Origin of the sequence: Bacillus cihuensis (assembly GCF_000504145.1) — a bacterium.
In the GTDB taxonomy this organism is placed as follows: domain Bacteria; phylum Bacillota; class Bacilli; order Bacillales; family DSM-1321; genus Peribacillus; species Peribacillus huizhouensis.
This window is the reverse complement of sequence record NZ_AYSD01000010.1, coordinates 175,922-194,846: the sequence shown is the minus strand read 5'-3', so window position 1 is coordinate 194,846 and position 18,925 is coordinate 175,922. Positions and strand designations below refer to the sequence as shown.

Genomic DNA, 18,925 nt, shown 5'->3' with positions numbered 1-18,925 from the left:
ACCCGAATGCGACAAGACTCTAACCACACAACGTCCGGCTACCAAAGACTAGATATCCCCAAAGTGTATATTTGCTAAATAGACACATCGATAGCGTAAAATAATCATAAAGTGAAACTTTAATTAGTAGTGGTTTCTTCATCCTCTACTGACTCTTCCCGTTCTAAAAATCGCTAATATCTCCGCTCGGCGCAAACTTTACCAACTCTCAGCAAGTTTCACTGAGTTTCACCAATCGGGGCTATACTGCCCGTTAATGTGGGATACAAACAAATACTTTCTTTTTCACTCAGGAAATACAAACCTCTTGCTCAATCTAGGTCTTGCATAAGATAAACAAGAAATATCGAGAGTGGGTTTATAACTTCTCCATATTTCTTGTTTATCTTAAACCGGAAGTTTCTCAAGCAAAACTAAGATTTGCACATCCTTTGGCCTTCATGAACATGACATACTCTTTCAACCAGAGAGAATAGAAGTTGAACCAATCAATCGAGCTATGACGGACAGAGTTGTCCCCACCTACGCTTCTTTGATTCCTCTAAACCTTGAGCTGGGGTCATATTATCCGTTAAGCCAGGATAAAATACTTTGAAAATAACGAAAAGGGAAACACAACTGTGTTCACCCTTTTGCAATTGGAACGATTATAAATGTATTATTTCTTTTGATTACAATTATCTTACAACGTTATCTGTAACTCGATTAAACAGACAACCCGTAGTTTTGACACAACGCAGCCAATCCGCCCGAAAAGCCACTGCCGATTGCATTAAATTTCCAATCAGAACCATGACGATATAACTCACAAATCACGACTGCTGTTTCAATCGAAAAATCTTCGCCAAGGTCATAACGTAAAACTTCAACATTTGTTTCTTCGTTTACAACACGCACAAATGCGTTAGATACTTGACCAAAGTTTTGGCTACGCTGATTCGCATCATGGATTGTAACAGTGATTGCAATTTTATGGATATTTGCAGGAACTTTATTAAAATCTATTTTGATCTGCTCGTCATCCCCATCACCTTCACCAGTTCGGTTATCACCTGTATGCATGACAGAACCACTTGGATCTTGCAAATTATTATAAAAAATAAAATCAAGGTCGTTGGTGCACTTATCATTCTGATCAACTAAAAATGCTGAAGCATCAAGATCAAAATCATAGCCTCCAGAATATTTATTAGTATCCCAGCCTAAACCAATTACAGCACGTGTCAAACCTGGATTTGTTTTAGTTAAATCAATTCGTTGCCCTTTTGATAATGAAATCGACATCTACATCATCCTTTCTATTTCACATAAAGTGAAACTTCACCATTTGGAAGTTCATCCCTACCTATTTTTCCTGATTCTCTATGTAAATATTGAGGTGGAGGATTACAGCCTATTAAACCAGGATAAAGATAATCCCCCTTCAACATAATTGAATACAGTTGAAGGGGTCATCAGAAGAAACTCTATCTTCTCAGATCTTATTTTGAAAGATATTTAAAGATTATACAGATAAACCATAGTCAGTTACAAGTGCAGCCAATCCACCTTGGTAGCCACTGCCAATTGCATTGAACTTCCACTCGCCATTGTGACGGTACAATTCCGCAACCACAACAGCTGTTTCAATGGAGAAATCTTCGCCAAGGTCATAACGAATGAGTTCTGAATTGCCTTGTTCGTTTACAACACGTACAAACGCATTCGATACTTGACCGAAGTTCTGATTACGAGCTTCTGCATCGTGGATTGTAATCGTAAAAGCAATCTTTTCAACCTCTGCTGGCACAAGGCTTAAGTCGATTTTAATTTGCTCATCGTCTCCATCGCCTTCACCTGTCAGGTTATCTCCTGTATGTATAACAGAACCATTCCCACCTTGAAGATTGTTAAAGAACACAAAGTCTTTTTCAGAACCTACTTTTCCTGAAGCGTTTAGTAAAAATACCGATGAATCCAAGTCAAAATCATGTCCACCATCATATTTGTTTGTATCCCAGCCTAAACCAATTACTAAATTTTTAAGACCTGGATTTCCTTTTGTTAAATCTACTTTTTGTCCTTTGCTTAATGAAATAGCCATAATAATTTTCCCTCACTTTATTAGATTTATTTTGTTTGAAGACATGGGGACGGGGCTTCGCAGCTTACTAATATAGCCAATCTACTTTGGAGATATACTTCCTTCATTAAGAAGGTACTCCAAAATCCGTCTCCGCACCGCCACCATTGTGATTAAGCCAGTGTAACGTGCTTAATGATATATCCTTCATGGTAAAAGGTGGCTTTTTAATGCCATATTCGTTTTGTAAAAAAATTACACATACTTATTCGCAATCTCAGAAATAGATGTGTCTTTTGTACCATTGCCGATTGCGTTAAATTTCCACTCACCATTGTGGCGATAGATTTCGCCAACAAATAATGACGTTAATCCTGAGTAGTTATCAGTCAGGTTAAAATGGATTAATTCTTGTCCATTTGAATTATCGACCAAACGGATAAAGGCATTTTGAATCATGCCAAAATCTTGTTTTCGTTGTACACAAGCATAAATATTCACGACGAATACAATCTTTTCTACACTAGGAGAAATACGGTTTAAGTCAACGATGATTTGCTCATCATCACCATCTCCATCACCTGTTACGTTATCACCTGTATGCTTTACACTTCCATCCCCACTTGTCTTATTACCGAAGTAGATCAAGTTGTTTTTACTCGTTAATTTGTCGTTCTTGTCCAAAAGAATGACAGAAGCATCACAGTCTATGTTTGGAGCACTTCCACCACCAAACAATCCTCCTAAAAGGCCTTTTGGCTTGCCTGAGCTTACTGGGTCCCATCCTAAACCTACTGTAATGGATGATAAACCGGCTCTGCCTTTTGTAAGGTCTACCTTTTGCCCTTTTTGTAACGAAATAGCCAACCGAAACACTTCCTTCCCTTTACTCACGCCAGCGTGTTTTATTTAATATAATTCTATCATCATTCTTCCAATCGAACAAATAATAATACTCTTAACTTTTTAATTGTCTTGCTTGAAAGTTTTCCCTAAGTTCAATTAAACGTTTTGTTCCCTCTTCACGCGTCCGTTTGTTTTCATCTTCAATTTTCTTTGTTTCTTCTAATCCATTAATAATAATGTTCCACGATTCTTCAATCGTCTCAATTTTAATGCTTGGTGCTCCAGCAAGTCGTGCAATCTCTGTGCTTTGTGAAGAAATATTTTGTGCATTTCTCACAAGCATTTCATTTGTCCTGCGATCTAGCTCGCTCATTGAATCAGCAACTAGCTTTTGACGTTTTGCAGATACTGCCTGGATTAATCCGTTTTTGAAGATTGGGATGGTTGTAACGAAGGCAGAATTGATTTTCCCAATTAGCTTCGTATTTCCTCTTTGAAGCAATCGGATTTGTGGTGCTGTCTGCAACGCAACCATCTTTGCCATTTCTAAGTCATATACCCGTTGTTCAAGCGTTTCAATACCATTTCGCAGTGTTTCTAATTCCATCGCTGCAATTTGGTCTCCTTGTGCTGCTCTTTCTTCGTATTGCGGCAGTAATGTTGCTTTCAATTCCTCTGCCTTCATCGCACCCGCAACACTGTATTTTTCAAGCGCTAAATAATAATTGAAGTTTTGTTCATACATTTGTTCCAACGTGTTTGTTGATGTCACCATTTCATTTTGATACTTGGAAATTTCAACGTAAATCTTATCAATTTCGCCGCCCATTGTTTGATATTTTCCAAAAATCTTTTCAATCATTTTCTCGCCTTTATTGAACAATTTGCTAAACAGACCTTTTTTCTCTTCGGCAAAATCCTTCCGATCAAACTGATCCATAACCTTACCAAGCTGCTTTAATAGCTCACTGGAATCTTCCATTGAACTAGCCTTCATCGTCCCTAAAATACGGTCTGAGAACTTCGAAATCTCAACAGCCGGCTCTTTCCCAAATTCCAACACTGAAATTTGATTTTTTACATCAATCTGCTGAACCAACTTCTGCACTTCGGGTTCCTGACGAAGCTTGAGCTTAATTTCTTCTGTTTTATTAAGTGACAGCTGATTCGTGTTCTCATCAAGTATTTCTGTACTATTAACTTGCATGCTTTATCCCTCTTTCTTATGTATTTTTTGTGGAAAAGGGGCCGTACTTCGGAAAATCTACTCCGCACCGCCACCCTCATTAGGTGATACAGTTTATAGAATCTGAACCTTATTAACGTTTTAGTTTTAGAGCAGGCGCTTATGGATCTTTTTTAAAAAAACGGCGCCATATCGGTATTTTCGGTTCTTTATATTCGTAATTGAACTCAAACTGGTCCATTAAATGGACATCATAGTGTTGATCATCAATATATAGCTCTATATCTCTAAGTCCTGATGGATTGAGGAGAATAATATCAAACCCCAACTCATTTAACAAAAGCAATAACGCAGCATCGGACCGTGCTAGTCCATTCCCAGAACTACTATTATATAAAACGATTCTCGGAACGAACTGTGGATAATCAAATTTAAGTAACAAATTAACAATTGACTCAGGTAAGACAGTCAGCTGTGTAAATAAATATAATTTGAGATCCTCCGTCGACTCATGGGGCTCACGAAGAAGCTTAGGATTCGCACAAACTCTTGAAATTCCAGCAGCAAGCGCCTCTTGAACACCAAGTGGCAATTGCTTTAATTTCCACCATACACTATTGATCATTTTTTTAGAATCCAATACACCATTATCTAAAAGTGCATGTTGATAATGATAGAGGAAATTGCCGTTGATGCTGTTTGTAAAAGGAAAGTAACGGATAAATAGCGATAAGTCGCCACCCTTTAACTCCTCGACTTTCCCCCAATATTCACTTCTATTCGCTGTCACCCCGGATACCTTCGCAAATAGGGAAGGTATATGCACTTCATTTCCTTCGATTTTAAAATTCGGTCTAATGAACGCTCTTTCCCTGCTCATTAAAAATAATTCATCATACGTTGTTTTAAGTGTGATGGATACAGGGAAATGGGAACGATACTGCCAAGGCTTGAATATAGGTGTCTCTTCAGTGTGTAAAATCCTCTCAATTTCCTTAGAAGCCTGATACGCAACCGTTGCCTTGCGTACCGGCCGCTGTGTCGGAAAAGGTCTTGGCTCTTTTTTTACGGAAAATTCCTGAACAATCATGTGCTTTCGCTCTGGATCTAATTGTTTGAAAATATCAGATCCGAGTGGATGGAATATTAATAAATCAAAGCCTAACTTTTGAATAAATGATAAGAAATAAAGTTCACTTTTCGTTGCGTCGCCATACCATAAAACAACCGGAACCTCTCCTCCATCCAGTTTACTAAGGATTACATCAACATGGTTCCAAAGCCATTTAATTAAATCACTTATTACCCTGCGAAAGTCAGGATGTCGCAACCCAAAATCATGTTGTTCGACAAATTGGGTTAATGTTTTATTAAAGCTTTCACGTATATGTCGATGGATCGAAGTATCTTCATGAGACGGAATAAGCTGTCTCCCTTCAAGAAAAGCGATAAATCGATTAACGGAAAGCTGTTCACTTTGGTTTATTTGTAGCACATCTTGTAGTGCGTGAAATTTATCGGGATCATTTTCTTTGTTTAAACGACCATTCCAGACGTATACATGAGGGTTTTCGGATAATGTAAATAATGTAAGATAATAGTCATCCTCATCTCGGGGAATACCTAAGAAACGAGCCGCTACTTGCCCAAAGCTAATGAAGTGTTCACCGCTTTGGTGATTATCTCTTTCTGAGCGTTTCTTTTCGATTAATTGTTTCCATTCATCCTCTGTAAAATCGATCAATACCGGATTGATCTTTGCGTATTGACCAAATGCACCCACTGACAAATCTCCTTTCAAAGAAAAGCGCTAAGCTCTTTGTTCAACCTACGCATGCCTGTCTATCGGATGGCACGACTTAAGGGGTCTAGGCTGTCAAAAATTCCATAAAAACTCTTGTATCTATTATAACGTATTTGCCAGCAAAAGGTTTCATTGAAGTTTCAGACTTTTGGACATATTTGTATCAACAAAATACCTGTTTCGGGTACAATAAAGTGAAACTTTAATCACCTGGGATCTTACTGCCTGTTAATGCGGGATTAAAATATAGATATTGAAGGATGTGTTTGATTGCTTACTTTAGTTAAAGGTCAGAGGTTGAATTTGAGCAAACAATACCCTCTCACGAAAAAATGGCGCATTACCGTCGCTTGGGATATTTCCGATCCTTATGATCGTAACCAATATGATGTAGATGTATCCGTATTTATGTTAAATGAACAGCGGAAAATCCCGCTCGAAGAATACTTTATCTTTTATAACCAGCTAGAATCTCCGGACAAGTCCCTAATCATGGCCAGCCAGATGCCAAACAATGCCGAACAACAAATTACAATTCATCTTCCCTACATAAAGGATGATATTCATGAAATTCTATTTGTCGTGACCATACATGATGCTGTTGAAAAGAATCAGAGTTTCCAGCAGTTTCGTTCCATCCATATGACTATTGAAGACTTTAACACAAATAAAACACTCTTTACCTTTACTGAAAAGCAGTTTTATGGCGAAACAGCCTTTGAACTAGGAAAAATTTACAAGAAGGATGGAGCATGGCGTTTTAATCCAGTAGGTAGAGGATATAATGCCGGGCTTCAGGAATTCTTAGATCTTTATTATGAAGAAACAGTAGAAGCACCGGAAGCCACTCCCGAACCGGTTCAAATAATCGAACCCATCAAGCTAACAAGTTTCGACCTGCTTAAGAAAAAGGTCGATATTGTGTTAGAGAAAAAGGCACTGCAGAAAGGAATTGCACGTGTAGGGGTAGTCCTTGATATATCAGGGTCTATGCGCAGGCTTTATCAAAGCGGAACCGTTCAAAGTGTTTTAGAGAGGCTGCTTGCACTGGCAACACGCTTTGATGATGACGGCATTTTAGACGTGTGGATATACGACAATGAATTTACACGAATGCCTTCGATTACCGAAATCGACTTCACCGATTATATCGAGCGCGAAATCCTTGGTAATCCATCTGTAAAAAAATTCGGTGCCAACAATGAACCGCCTGTTATGAGAGATGTATTACAAAAATACTTTGTTGAGGAAAAAAGTAAACTACCAGTTTATTTAATTTTCATTAATGACGGTGGCGTGAAAAAGGCAAGTCGTAAACATGACAATGTTCCAAGAGTACTAATCGAATCCGCTCATCAGCCATTGTTCTGGCAATTCGTCGGAATTGGAAACGGAAATTTTGACGTCCTTAAGAAACTTGATGAATTAGAAGGAAGGTTCATCGATAACGCAAACTTCTTTCAAATTGTTGACATCGAAAATGAAAGTGATGAGGAGCTATATAATAAATTACTCAATGAATTCCCGTTTTGGATGAAAGAAGCAAAAAGCAAGCGTGTAATTCATTAAGTGCAATAAAGAGATAGAGGAGTTTAGAGAGAAACACTGGTCTTGATATGTGCTTCAACCACTTTTCAAGCGAGATTTAAGTTTTGGGCGCATGAACCACTTTTGTTGTCTTTCCGATAGGCTGTTTTCACATACTTTGTTGCTTTTCAATCATTTTTACACTAATAACCCGGGTTGATTTCCGTTGCAGGTACTCGCTTTCCGCGGGCGGTCTCAGAAGCCTCCTCAGTGCTTTGCACTTGCGGGGTCTCCCTCAACACGCTTTTCCCGCAGGAGTCTCGCACCTTCCACTACAATCAACATCTGTTCGAATTGGTTTCTTGCTAAAAACAACAATCTTTACGAAAAGAGCCTTACGATAAAAACATATTATATGTAGTAATTACTGGGGATGTTATAGGACATCCCCTTTATTCCTCTCCCCGTCTCACTTTACTCTTCTACATAAGGTATCGTTAATGGACCCAAAGGCAAGACAGCTATCGACATATCCTCACCATAAAGCTGTTTTAATTCCTCTAGCGTTTGTTCAATATTATCCGTGCTTTTTAGCATGGCACCCTTCACTTGCTCATCCGTAAGTTTTGAATAAACATATACATCTGCCCACACTTGTATAACCGCCTGTTTTTGAACTTGCCATTGATCAAACATCTTAAAATCAGGACTACTTATTAAATCTAATAGCTCTTGAGGACTTTTTGCCATGTCAAAAATCTTCGCATAGTTACCATGGCTTGGAAGCCCATCGGAACATTCGGAAGCAATAATAATAGCTCCCCCTTTTTTCACGATTTTTTGCGCGGCGCTCATCCCCTTTACCGCTTGATAAAGATTCTGATCAAGAGGGTAGCCTGAATTTGATGTAATAACTACATCAAATCGCTCAGCACACTGTATCATCGCATGTTCCTTAACAAACGCGCACCCTTTGTCATGCGCTTCATACAATTCACCAGCAAATACAGCTGTTATTTCTTTATCTTTATTTAATGTGACGTTCAACATGAAGTCTGGTTTGCACATTTGATTTATTTCACGCGTCATTTCTTGGACAGGATTGTTCTCCATATTCCCCCATGTAGAAAGGGGATCCCCGATCATCCTTGCATTATGAAATGTCATGATTGTCTCTATCCCAGCAATCCCCGGCATGATGCCTTTAGGCCCCCCAGAAAACCCAGCAAAAAAATGGGGTTCAATAAAACCAGTTACAATCCGAAAATCAGCTTCGACATACTCTTTGTTTAAATAAACATCACACCCAAACTTACTCTGACCCAAATTAACTAAAGTTGCTTTATCATGGCAATTATTATTGATGATGCGAATATTATCTACGACCCATTCGCCAAGCATCGAAACAAACTCTTCCCTCGTTTGATCCCGATGAGTACCAGTGCCGTTTATGATAACAAAATTCTCTAATGGAACATGGTTCAATTCCTCAATCAGCCAAGGAACTAGTTTATGATTAGGTGTAGGTCTTGTAATATCACTGATAACGATTGCAATAGTATCCGTCGCTTTAACAGTTTCCTTAAGGGAACAAGCGCCTATTGGGCTTCTAAGAGCATGTGTAACCGCCTCTTTTTCTTCCTCAATTCCAGGTAGATGGTTTGGCTCAACCAAGAATACATCATCAGGTAAATCAAGTAACAATCCTTCTTTTCCATACAATATATTTGTTTTCATATCCATTTCCTTTCCAATAAAGATTAATAGATACAGAGTGTTAACACTCAACCATTAATAGTTGAAACGCCTAAGCCGAATCGAATAAGGTAGTGTGAGCGTAGCAGAACAGATTCGAATGACGAATGGATCTATGTAATAGGGATTCGAAGTACCCGAACCAAAGAATCAGACCTCACAACTACTATATATCCATATATATCGTGTATAGAATGCGAGGTCTGCCCCTTTTAAATAGCCTCTTAATTGATAGATGAAGGTGTTGCTGGGTCGATGTCATTATTTGGGTTTATATCTTCAATCGTACCATCGATACCACGTTTCTTTTGATATTTATCTACTAAAATAACAGCGATTGGACATAAAATAGCTGTCGTTAAAGTAGCGATTGAGATTTGCGCGGTAGCAACGTTTACTATACTTGCATAGCCAGCAGCCTCCACATCACTCATCATACCAGAACTTGCTGCAACTGCTGATGCAGCAGCTATCGCTGCCGGTGTAGCTGCTGCATTTCCTGCTGTCGATGCTTCAGCAACAGGACCAATAATACTTTTTTCTTTGAATAACTTGAATACAAGAATACCAGTCGCAGCTGTAAGTACAGTGGTTAAAATACCGATTGTAAGACCTGCAGCTACAACGGAAGGGTTGAAGAAATTAGCAAGGTTCATCCCCGCCCCTAAAGCAAAAGCGAAGAATGGAACAGGCAGGATTTCTCCCGGCTTTAAAAAGGCTCGGATTTCAGGATCTAAATTACCAAGTAACATTCCTAAACCAATTGGTAGTAAAACTGCGATAAATGCAATGATTGGGAAACTGGAGCCTAATAAACCTAAAGACATAAGAGTGAGGAATGGACCATCGTTTAAAGATAGAACCGACACTGCGCCAACATCCGAACGATTTCCATACTGACCCGTCAAGGCTACATACATTCCACCGTTTCCATTTGTCATAGCGGCAATAATAGCCAATGTAGACAACCCAAGAATTCCATCCATTGGATCGAAAAAGATTCCAAATAGTAGTCCTATTGCAAGTCCGGTTAAATATTTTGAAGAAGTGAGCAAGACGCCTTTCTTAAGTGCTCGTCCCCCTACTTTCAAGTTCATCTGGCTTCCAGCACAGAAAAGGAAAAGTGCAATTAATACAAGAGAACCATTTTTAAATAATGCCTCCGAAAACCCACCGATTCTTAGAAATTCATAAAACCCCTCTGGTGTTTGAGCAACCCCGAGCTTCTTCAAGAAATTCATGACAAAAGGAATATGCATTTGATCAACTGTGTTTAATAGCGCTCCAAATAATAGAGGAACAACCATTAACCCACCCGGAACTTTTTCTATCGCTTTTTTGATTTTCATATGCCAAACCTCCCTTTAATTCTGTAATTGATGATAAAAAAAGGTGCGAGCAACTTGCTCTGAACAATGTTCTACTAATTCATCTGCACGTTCCATTGCTTCATTTAGCTTCATCGGTTTATTAATAATACTGTTCACACTCACTACTCCAAATTGATATAAAGTTTCAACACCTTGCCCAATAGAACCTGCTAGAATAATAGTGGGAATCCCTAGTCCTTTAGCAGCTTGAGCTACTCCCATTGGTGTCTTTCCTGATGCAGTTTGATAGTCAACTTGACCCTCTCCTGTAATGACAAGATCCGCACCAACAAGAGCTTGCTCTAATTTTGTATATTCAATGACAATGTCAATCCCACGTCTCATTTCAGCAGGGAAAAATGCTTGGAATGCGCCTCCAAGACCTCCAGCTGCACCAGCTCCTTGTAAATCATGCAGATGGATACCTGTCACTTTTTCAACTTCATTTGCCCAATGCGTTAAACATTGATCCAATATTTTCACATCTTCTATAGTCGCACCCTTTTGTGGGCCAAAAACAGAAGAAGCTCCATCTGGTCCGATTAAAGGATTTTGTACATCAGAAGCTATGAGGAATTTCATACCTTTAATTCTTTTATCAAATCCACTAATGTCGATAGAGTTTATCCGGGCTAATTCAGCTCCACCAAAGGAAATCTCCTTCCCTTCTTCATCTAAAAGCTTCAGCCCTAGAGCCTGTAGCATCCCAGCCCCTCCATCATTCGTAGCAGAGCCGCCTATTGCCAAAATGAAAGATTGAAACCCATCATCTAATGCTTGCTTAATTAATTCTCCAGTTCCATAAGTAGTTGCAAGTCTTGGATTAAGCTTGTCAGAGGTGATGTGTGCAAGCCCTGATGCGGACGCCATTTCAATGACACATGTTTCACCATTCCCTAATATTCCGTATTCAGCTTCCACACTTTCACCAAGTGGTCCTGTAACAGATACACTCCTTTTGCTACCGCCTGTAGCTACAACCAATGTCTCCATCGTCCCTTCACCACCATCACCTATAGGTAGCAAAACAGTTTCTGCAGCAGGAAAAGCCCTTTTAATGCCTTTTTTGATAGAGATAGATGCTTCTACTGCACTTAAACTACCTTTAAATGAATCTGGTGCTATAACGATTTTCATAATACCCCTCCTCCCTTAAATGGAAAACGTTTTCATTTTTTTCTAAATAAATTATACCTGAACTTGACTCTTGAAAGCTTCATGTTTAACGTATAAAATACAAGGCTTATTTTCCGAATATTTTGTAAGGAGTAACTAAAAACGGAGGAATTATGTTAACAAGGAGTATAGCTCAGACAATTGTTAAAGAAACTTCAATACGACTTAACCGGAATATTAATATTATGAATGATTCTGGTATTATCATCGCTTCCCGAGATGTTGAAAGAATTGATGATATTCACGAAGGAGCACTTCAGGTTTTAAAAAGCGGCCAGACACTAATAATTCCTACTAATCAAAGTGTCACTTGGAAAGGTTCTCACCCTGGTATCAACCTCCCTATTGTTTTTCACGACAAGATCGTTGGCGTCATCGGTATTACAGGTAATCCCGATGACATGGCTGATTTAGGGGAATTAGTAAAGATGACAACGGAGTTAATGATAAAAGCTGAATACATGGCTTCCCAGATGGAATGGAAGAAACGAACGAAAGAAATGGTAATTGAAGAATTATTGAAACTCAATCCATCCTTTGATCATATTCGTCGTGGACTTAATTTACTCGGCAATACATTTCATCCTCCATATAATACCGTTGTCATTCAAATGGCTGAAGGTACGATTACAAATCATATTGTTGTAGAAAAGATCGAAGAAATACTAGGTGAGAAAAACGGAATTGTTGGTTTTATTAACACCAATCGTATCCTTTTGGCTTTTTCCAACCAAGAACAAACGCAGGTCGATAAAAAGCTGAAGAAAATTTATCACACACTAAAAAAACTGCAGCTAACATTTCGCCTAGCCTTCAGCATCCCGTTTGATTCTCTAAATATGTTTAATCAATCTTATCAAGATTGTGATTTAGCACTTGCGATCAGTCATCCTTCTAAAGATATGATCGCTTTTGCTGACGTTGAGCTCAAAGTTTTAATTCATCATCTTAATCGCTATGATTCTGAACGGTTTTACCAAAGAGTTATGACGAAAACACTCATAAAATATACCGACACACTTGAAAGCTTTTTTAAAAATAACTTTAACATCCAACAAACTGCCGATGAACTATTTATCCATAGAAACACCTTGATTTATCGCTTGAAGAAAATCGAAGAGGAAACCGGTTATAATCCTAAACACTTCAAGGATGCCATCACTTTACAGCTTGCTATTTGGATATCAAATAAACAAAGTGGATAGTATTTAATGACTCCCTACAGTAAATGATGAAACGTCCTCTCTTGTTGAAGCAACATGAAGAGGGTGTCCCTAAAGGTTCTGACCTTTCGTTTTGGGACACCCTCCTCTTCTTAATAAAAGACTGGTTTCGTATACTTTGTTGCTTTTAACTTATATTTACACCACTACCCTGGTTTGCTTTTCGTTACAGGTACTTGCTTTCCGCGGGCGGTGTCAGGGGCCTTGCGTATCAACTACAATAAACATCTGCTCGAATTGGTTTCTGGTAAAAACAACACTCTTTACGAAAGGCTGTTTTCTAAGAGATTGTTGTTTTTAACAATATTGAAAACACAGAGTGGATTGGAGCGTAAGGCACTTGACTCCTGCGGGAGATAGAGGAAAAGTCGAGACCCCGCAGGCGCAAAGCGCCGAGGAGGCTCGACTTCCTCCCCGCGGAAAGCAAGTGCCTGTAGCGGAAAGGAACGGTTCATTGTTTATTCCTAAAACAACAAACTTTACGAAAAGAGCTTAATAATCTTAGATAGCTTTTTTGATCTGCCCCTCTGCCAGAATAACTGCATTCTCAATATGGGTAGCTCTTATATCGAATACCGGCTTCTCTACTTGTACCTCACCTGTTAATAACAATTTCACGGCAAGATAAGGGAAGTTTACACCTGAAAGCGTTGAAATATGTAAACCGCCTGACATACGTGGGTTAATTTCTAAAAGCTTCGGAACTCCTTGATTATATTTTACTTGTACATTGTACACGTACGGAATGTTGTATATATCATGAATCGACTGGGCTAGTTGAAGAAGCTCAGGTACTTCCTCTAACTCGCGTATTCTTCCCCCTGCTTTTTTGCGAGGCACCGCTGCAAGAAGTTCTCCTCCATGAGCCAGACAATCAATACTATATTCAAAATCAGCCAAATACTCCAATACCATTAATGATTGAAAAGAAGGTTCTGATGCCAAAATTTTATATGCTTTAGTAAATGAAATTTTATGTGATAGATTACCAAATAATTCTTTCAATCCATCCTCTTCATTTTTAATTACTCTGAACCCTTCGCCACCCCTACCGTCAACAGGTTTTACGCAGACTGTTTTCCCAATGCTATGTAATTGTTGATACGCTTTTGCAAATTGCTCAGCGGTTGTTACAATATGATAGTCCGGTATAAATTTTGCTAATCCGTTTTTCTTAAAGGATTCATAGAGCTTGCCCTTATCCGACATTGTCTCCATCAACGAATAATCATCAATTACTAAGACACGCGTCCCTACTTCATCGAATCGATTGAGCTGTTTCGAAATTTCCAATGCGTGCTGATACGGTATGAATACATTGATTTGATTCTTTTTACAAAAATCAACACAATATTGAACATACGCTTCACCATCTATTTCAGGCTCCGTTTCTGAATGGTCACACACGTGAAAATACACCGTATTTGGATTAGAATGCGTCCCAAAAATCTCGAACTCCATCCCATCAGGATTATTTTTTATTGCTTCAATAAAATGATACGCTGTCGAAAACCAGCGATTGAACCAAATTCTTTTTTTCATTTAAACATGTCCTCTCTTACACTAATTAGGCATCATTATGTTTTAGTTTTGCCAATTTTACAATAATTCATTCTATAATTTCCTAATAATTCCCCTAACCTCTAGTGATCAGCCTTTTTTCATCATCAATACATTTTTATTAAGCTCCATAACCTATCTGTATTATTATTGAATTCCTCGACACTGGACTTATTTCAAAGAATGATAATAAGTGTGAGGATGAATAAGATGAATAATCAAGTTATAAATTGAATGGTTAAAGTTATCGAGCATTTCTTTGTAATGAGAAATGCTTTTTTATCTTTTTTTAGGGCTATGTTAAAGCTCATTGTTGATTTAAGAACTTTGTAGATTGGAGCTGAAGGTGTGAGACTCCTGCTTAGAAAACCGAGTCAAAGGGAGACCCCCGCAGGCGCACTGCGCCGAGGAGGCACCCGGACCGCCCGCGGAAAGCGAACGCCTGAAGCGGAAATCAACAAGTAAGTTTAACAGAGCCTTTTTTAAAATGAAAAGGATATTTATATAACAATAAGAATACAATATAAAACAGCAATATTTTATTGTAAAACGATAAAACATATGATAAAGTCATATCGATAATAAATAAGTGAGGTGCTTTTTATGAAACGAGGGTCAACACTATTTTTAAAGGTGGCTGTTTTTCTTATTGGAACTCCAGTTCTTGCTTTGTGTATATTTGGGTTGCCTTGGTTAGGTAAGAATCCAGTAAATCCAGATTATACCCATATACTATATCCCATTTTAATAGGTATTTATGTATCAGTGATACCGTTTTTCGTTGCATTGTATCAGGCTTTTAACCTTTTAAGCTATATTGACAAGAACCAATCTTTCTCTGAATTGTCTGTTAAATCTCTAAAGAATATCAAATTCTGTGCACTGACAATCAGTGGTTTATATGTCGTAACTATGCCATTTGTTTATCTCGTAGCAGAGCTAGACGATGCACCAGGTCTCATCATAATCGGAATGGTTCCTATCTTTGCTTCAATGGTGATCGCAGTCTTTGCTGCTGTTCTTCAAAGACTTTTACAAGAAGCGATTGATATAAAATCGGAAAATGACTTAATAGTCTGAGGTGAAAACAATGGCAATTATAATCAATATTGATGTGATGCTGGCTAAAAGGAAAATGAGTGTTACAGAACTTTCTGAGAGGGTTGGAATAACGATGGCTAATCTTTCTATATTGAAAAACGGGAAGGCAAAAGCGATTAGGCTTTCAACTTTAGAGGCAATTTGCAAAGCATTAGAATGTCAACCCGGAGATATTTTAGAATACCGTAGTGATGAAGACGCCAAAGATTAATATAGCCAACATTCAAAGGAAAGGTTTCTTTTTCCATTATTTAAGTAAATCAAATTCATAAAAGGGGAGCTACTCATGTATTTAACCATTCAAAAATGGAGGAACAAATCGTGAGATCACTAAAACAACTCGTTCGTTTTGGATGGGAGCAGGCCCTATCATGTTTGTTTCCTGTCGTTATTTTTGCCTCTTTGGCTTTTACAAAATTCATGCCACTTCCCTTCCTACCACGTTATGACTGGATGCTTATCATCTGCCTTCTGATGCAGTGGTGGATGGTGCGTTCTGGACTTGAAACACGGGATGAACTAAAGGTTATCACATTGTTCCACCTTATTGGACTTGCTCTTGAACTTTTCAAGGTACATATGGGTTCCTGGTCTTATCCAGAGGAAGGATATTTCAAAATTTTTGGAGTGCCTTTATATAGCGGATTCATGTACGCAAGTGTAGCGAGTTATCTTTGCCAGGCGTGGAGGAGGTTGAAGGTTGAACTAGTTAAGTGGCCTCCATTTTTGGTAGTTGTACCTCTTGCAGCTGCGATTTATTTGAATTTTTTCACCCACCATTATTGGATTGACGTCCGATTTTGGTTATCAGGACTTGTAATTATCATCTTTTGGCAATCATGGGCCACATACGAGGTCGATGGAACTCGTTACCGTATGCCACTTGCACTTTCTTTTGTGCTCATCGGATTTTTTATTTGGATAGCCGAAAATATCGCAACGTTCTTTGGGGCTTGGGAATATCCAAACCAAACCGATGCATGGAGTCTCGTTCATCTAGGAAAGGTCAGTTCATGGCTCTTATTAGTGATTGTTAGCTTTCTTATAGTAGCGACGTTAAAGCAGGTTAAGGGAAAAAATTCTACTAGGATAGATACTAGTCAATTTTTATAAATAGGCTGTTTTCACATACTTTGTTGCTTTTCAATCATTTTTCACTAATAACCCGGGTTGATTTCCGTTGTAGAGGCGGTCTCAGAAGCCTCCTCAGTGCTTTGCACTTGCGGGGTCTCCCTCAACACGCTTTTCCCGCAGGAGTCTCGCACCTGTAACGAAGATCAACATCTGTTCGAATTGGTTTCTTGCTAAAACAACAATCTTTACGAAAAGAGCCTATAAATATTAAGAGCCCTCTTAGTATGGAATTCGACCTTTTTTTTAGTTGAGGTTCTCCTAACGTACAAAATTCCGAAGTAGATAAATTATAAAAAGCAACGTTCGAATTGAACTGCCCCGTAAATGTTAGACATTACAACTAACATTTACGGGGTGTTTTTTGGCTAAATTTACAGTGGAAAAGAAATTAGAAGTCGTTCAAAAATATTTAAATAATGGCGGTGGTTATAGAATCCTTGGTGAAATCTATGGAACCACTCAATACAATAAAAAAATGGGTTTTACAGTATCAATATCATGGTGAGGGAGGTCTTATTAAAAAATATACAAATGAGGCAATACCCGTTTAATAAAAGTTGTATTCTTTGCCTATATAGACAAGATGGCAAATCGGAGCTTACCGCTTCTTTTAATTAACTATACAAGTTCATCAAACAAGTAATTAAGGCTTTCGGACATGGATGGATGCGTATAGATTTGATTTTTCAATGTATAATAAGTATCTTTCGTATCCATATTGTATTTGATTAAATTAATGATTTCATACGATTCTGCACAAAAAAGTGCTGCACCCAAAATTTTATCTGAGTCTTTCTCAACAATTACTTGTAACATTCCTTCAGTTTCACCTATTAATTTCGCCCTAGGAATATCAGCCGCTGCCAAAGTAAACAGATCGAAGTTCAAATTTTTCTCTTTTGCTTCTTTTTCAGTCAAACCAATTCTTGATAGAGGCGGGTCAATAAATACCGAATAAGGTAGATGTCCTCTTTTCTCTTTGTCATATTCTTTTCCCCCAGTTAATTGATCTGCTACGATTCGGTAATCATCTAAGGAAACATACGTAAATTGCGGTCCTCCCTTCACATCACCGATCGCAAAGACATGAGGTGTAGATGTTCGCAACTGATGATTGACAACAATTTCTTGTCGTTCACCCGTTTTTACGCCTGCTTTATCTAACTGTAAACCCTCGGTGTATGGTTTTCGACCTGTTGCCAGTAATATAGCATCAGATTGAAAAATTTTTTCAGAGTTTTCATTCGTAAACTCGATAACCAATTGATCTCCTTTTACTTTTTTACTTCGTGCTTGTAGATAGATTTCGATCCCTTTCTTTTCTAAAGCCTCTCGAACAACTTTAGCTACATTTTCATCTTCTTTTGGCAGAAAAGTGTCCCCGCGATCAAAAATACAGACTTTGGAGCCAAAGTCAGCATACATTGATGCAAATTCTAAGCTAATATATCCACCGCCAATAATGGATAAAGTTTTCGGCAATCTTTCTTCATTAAGAAGTGTGTCGCTCGTATATACAACCGGATTATTCTTTATACCAGCAATATCAGGAAGAACTGGCGTTGCACCTGTATTAATAATAATCGTTTCCGCTTTTAGTTGAATCATTCCATTTTCTTGTTCAACAGAAAGAGTATGTTCATCAACAAATGAAGCAAATCCATCGATAACTTCTACCACTTCCGGTTGATTCACTTTTTTAAAGCTACCAAGACGCAATTTATCAATAAACTCCTTCTTTCTTGCCATTACCGAAGCGTATGCCTTTGCTTTTTCGCCCCACTCTTGATTTTTTCGAGATTGTAATTTTTTCGCCTCATGAATCAAATATTTGGTCGGGATACAAGCTACATTAATGCATGTCCCTCCATACATTTTTTTCGATTTTTCAACTACCGCAATTTTCTTCCCTCGTTTACCAAGAAAGGAAGCCAATGTCTTCCCGCCTTTACCGAATCCGATTATAACTACATCATATTGTTTCAATGAAACTCTCTCCTTTCCTCGCACTCTTATTACTATTCCCCGAAAAATCAGAACCAAAAATTCAATTGTGTATTCTAAACTAGGTTTTCTCCCGAACTTTCTACAAGTACTACGTCACCGTGACATCCTTTCAGCCCTCTAATCATTCCTATTCCTCATTACCCACATCCCCCATGAATAAACGATTCATTTACT

The 18,925-nt window shown here is 38.3% G+C and carries 16 protein-coding genes; 6 read left to right on the top strand and 10 right to left on the bottom strand.

The annotated features are described in order from the left end of the window. Positions 1-705: 705 nt before the first annotated feature. The 5 genes from V179_RS0100875 to V179_RS0100855 all read right to left on the bottom strand — a co-directional run bounded on the left by V179_RS0100875 (position 706) and on the right by V179_RS0100855 (position 5,877). The gene (locus tag V179_RS0100875) at positions 706-1,284 is read right to left on the bottom strand and encodes a TerD family protein (protein ID WP_028389845.1); all 579 of its coding nucleotides are present in this window, start codon (positions 1,282-1,284) and stop codon (positions 706-708) included. 220 nt (positions 1,285-1,504) lie between these two features. After that, positions 1,505-2,083 (bottom strand): TerD family protein, encoded by a 579-nt coding sequence (locus tag V179_RS0100870; protein ID WP_028389844.1) that lies wholly within the window; start codon positions 2,081-2,083, stop codon positions 1,505-1,507. Between the two features lie 234 nt (positions 2,084-2,317). Beyond that, positions 2,318-2,929: a TerD family protein gene (locus tag V179_RS0100865; RefSeq protein WP_028389843.1), complete on the bottom strand. Its 612-nt coding sequence runs from the start codon at positions 2,927-2,929 to the stop codon at positions 2,318-2,320. A 91-nt stretch (positions 2,930-3,020) separates the two neighbouring features. Beyond that, positions 3,021-4,115 carry a toxic anion resistance protein gene (locus V179_RS0100860; protein WP_034300172.1) on the bottom strand — a complete coding sequence of 365 codons (1,095 nt, stop codon included), beginning with the start codon at positions 4,113-4,115 and terminating at the stop codon, positions 3,021-3,023. Positions 4,116-4,254: 139 nt separating this feature from the next. Beyond that, on the bottom strand, positions 4,255-5,877 hold the full coding sequence (locus V179_RS0100855) for a YceG family protein (protein ID WP_051404781.1): 1,623 nt from the start codon (positions 5,875-5,877) through the stop codon (positions 4,255-4,257). A 291-nt stretch (positions 5,878-6,168) separates the two neighbouring features. Here V179_RS0100855 and V179_RS32125 point away from each other — a divergent pair, with 291 nt between their 5' ends. After that, on the top strand, positions 6,169-7,467 hold the full coding sequence (locus V179_RS32125; protein ID WP_084552154.1) for a VWA domain-containing protein: 1,299 nt from the start codon (positions 6,169-6,171) through the stop codon (positions 7,465-7,467). 432 nt (positions 7,468-7,899) lie between these two features. On the opposite strand, the gene larA is transcribed toward V179_RS32125, so the two are convergent. The 3 genes from larA to V179_RS0100835 form a co-directional block, all read right to left on the bottom strand. Further along, positions 7,900-9,162: a nickel-dependent lactate racemase gene (larA, locus tag V179_RS0100845; RefSeq protein ID WP_028389839.1), complete on the bottom strand. Its 1,263-nt coding sequence runs from the start codon at positions 9,160-9,162 to the stop codon at positions 7,900-7,902. 242 nt (positions 9,163-9,404) lie between these two features. Next, the gene (locus V179_RS26785) at positions 9,405-10,529 is read right to left on the bottom strand and encodes a 2-keto-3-deoxygluconate permease (RefSeq protein WP_051404780.1); all 1,125 of its coding nucleotides are present in this window, start codon (positions 10,527-10,529) and stop codon (positions 9,405-9,407) included. 15 nt (positions 10,530-10,544) lie between these two features. After that, complete coding sequence (locus V179_RS0100835; RefSeq protein ID WP_028389838.1) at positions 10,545-11,687, bottom strand: glycerate kinase; 1,143 nt, start codon at positions 11,685-11,687, stop codon at positions 10,545-10,547. Positions 11,688-11,839: 152 nt separating this feature from the next. Here V179_RS0100835 and V179_RS0100830 point away from each other — a divergent pair, with 152 nt between their 5' ends. Continuing rightward, a complete protein-coding gene (locus tag V179_RS0100830) occupies positions 11,840-12,931 on the top strand; it encodes a CdaR family transcriptional regulator (protein ID WP_034300169.1) in 1,092 nt (363 codons plus the stop codon). A 519-nt stretch (positions 12,932-13,450) separates the two neighbouring features. Here V179_RS0100830 and V179_RS0100820 read toward each other — a convergent pair. Further along, entirely contained in the window at positions 13,451-14,491 is a 1,041-nt protein-coding gene (locus V179_RS0100820) for an ATP-grasp domain-containing protein (RefSeq protein ID WP_028389836.1), read from the bottom strand. A gap of 621 nt (positions 14,492-15,112) precedes the next feature. Between V179_RS0100820 and V179_RS0100815 the strand changes: the two genes are divergently transcribed. The 4 genes from V179_RS0100815 (at position 15,113) to V179_RS30915 (ending at position 17,249) form a co-directional block, all read left to right on the top strand. Continuing rightward, the gene (locus V179_RS0100815) at positions 15,113-15,589 is read left to right on the top strand and encodes a DUF2975 domain-containing protein (RefSeq protein ID WP_028389835.1); all 477 of its coding nucleotides are present in this window, start codon (positions 15,113-15,115) and stop codon (positions 15,587-15,589) included. 10 nt (positions 15,590-15,599) lie between these two features. Continuing rightward, the gene (locus V179_RS0100810; RefSeq protein WP_028389834.1) at positions 15,600-15,821 is read left to right on the top strand and encodes a helix-turn-helix domain-containing protein; all 222 of its coding nucleotides are present in this window, start codon (positions 15,600-15,602) and stop codon (positions 15,819-15,821) included. Between the two features lie 110 nt (positions 15,822-15,931). Next, the gene (locus V179_RS0100805) at positions 15,932-16,723 is read left to right on the top strand and encodes a DUF817 domain-containing protein (protein WP_028389833.1); all 792 of its coding nucleotides are present in this window, start codon (positions 15,932-15,934) and stop codon (positions 16,721-16,723) included. A 382-nt stretch (positions 16,724-17,105) separates the two neighbouring features. After that, positions 17,106-17,249, top strand: a complete 144-nt coding sequence (locus V179_RS30915) for a hypothetical protein (RefSeq protein WP_154663981.1) — start codon at positions 17,106-17,108, stop codon at positions 17,247-17,249. A 113-nt stretch (positions 17,250-17,362) separates the two neighbouring features. Here V179_RS30915 and V179_RS0100795 read toward each other — a convergent pair whose 3' ends face one another. Beyond that, on the bottom strand, positions 17,363-18,730 hold the full coding sequence (locus V179_RS0100795; RefSeq protein ID WP_028389832.1) for an FAD-dependent oxidoreductase: 1,368 nt from the start codon (positions 18,728-18,730) through the stop codon (positions 17,363-17,365). Between the last annotated feature and the right edge of the window lie 195 nt (positions 18,731-18,925).

What these genes read in the sequence shown, in the direction of transcription:
- larA (WP_028389839.1), bottom strand. Translation starts at nt 9,162, where the DNA reads ATGAAAACAAATATATTGTATGGAAAAGAAGGATTGTTACTTGATTTA.
- V179_RS0100860 (WP_034300172.1), bottom strand. Translation starts at nt 4,115, where the DNA reads ATGCAAGTTAATAGTACAGAAATACTTGATGAGAACACGAATCAGCTG.
- V179_RS0100830 (WP_034300169.1), top strand. Translation starts at nt 11,840, where the DNA reads ATGTTAACAAGGAGTATAGCTCAGACAATTGTTAAAGAAACTTCAATA.
- V179_RS26785 (WP_051404780.1), bottom strand. Translation starts at nt 10,529, where the DNA reads ATGAAAATCAAAAAAGCGATAGAAAAAGTTCCGGGTGGGTTAATGGTT.
- V179_RS0100815 (WP_028389835.1), top strand. Translation starts at nt 15,113, where the DNA reads ATGAAACGAGGGTCAACACTATTTTTAAAGGTGGCTGTTTTTCTTATT.
- V179_RS0100875 (WP_028389845.1), bottom strand. Translation starts at nt 1,284, where the DNA reads ATGTCGATTTCATTATCAAAAGGGCAACGAATTGATTTAACTAAAACA.
- V179_RS0100835 (WP_028389838.1), bottom strand. Translation starts at nt 11,687, where the DNA reads ATGAAAATCGTTATAGCACCAGATTCATTTAAAGGTAGTTTAAGTGCA.
- V179_RS0100870 (WP_028389844.1), bottom strand. Translation starts at nt 2,083, where the DNA reads ATGGCTATTTCATTAAGCAAAGGACAAAAAGTAGATTTAACAAAAGGA.
- V179_RS0100820 (WP_028389836.1), bottom strand. Translation starts at nt 14,491, where the DNA reads ATGAAAAAAAGAATTTGGTTCAATCGCTGGTTTTCGACAGCGTATCAT.
- V179_RS0100810 (WP_028389834.1), top strand. Translation starts at nt 15,600, where the DNA reads ATGGCAATTATAATCAATATTGATGTGATGCTGGCTAAAAGGAAAATG.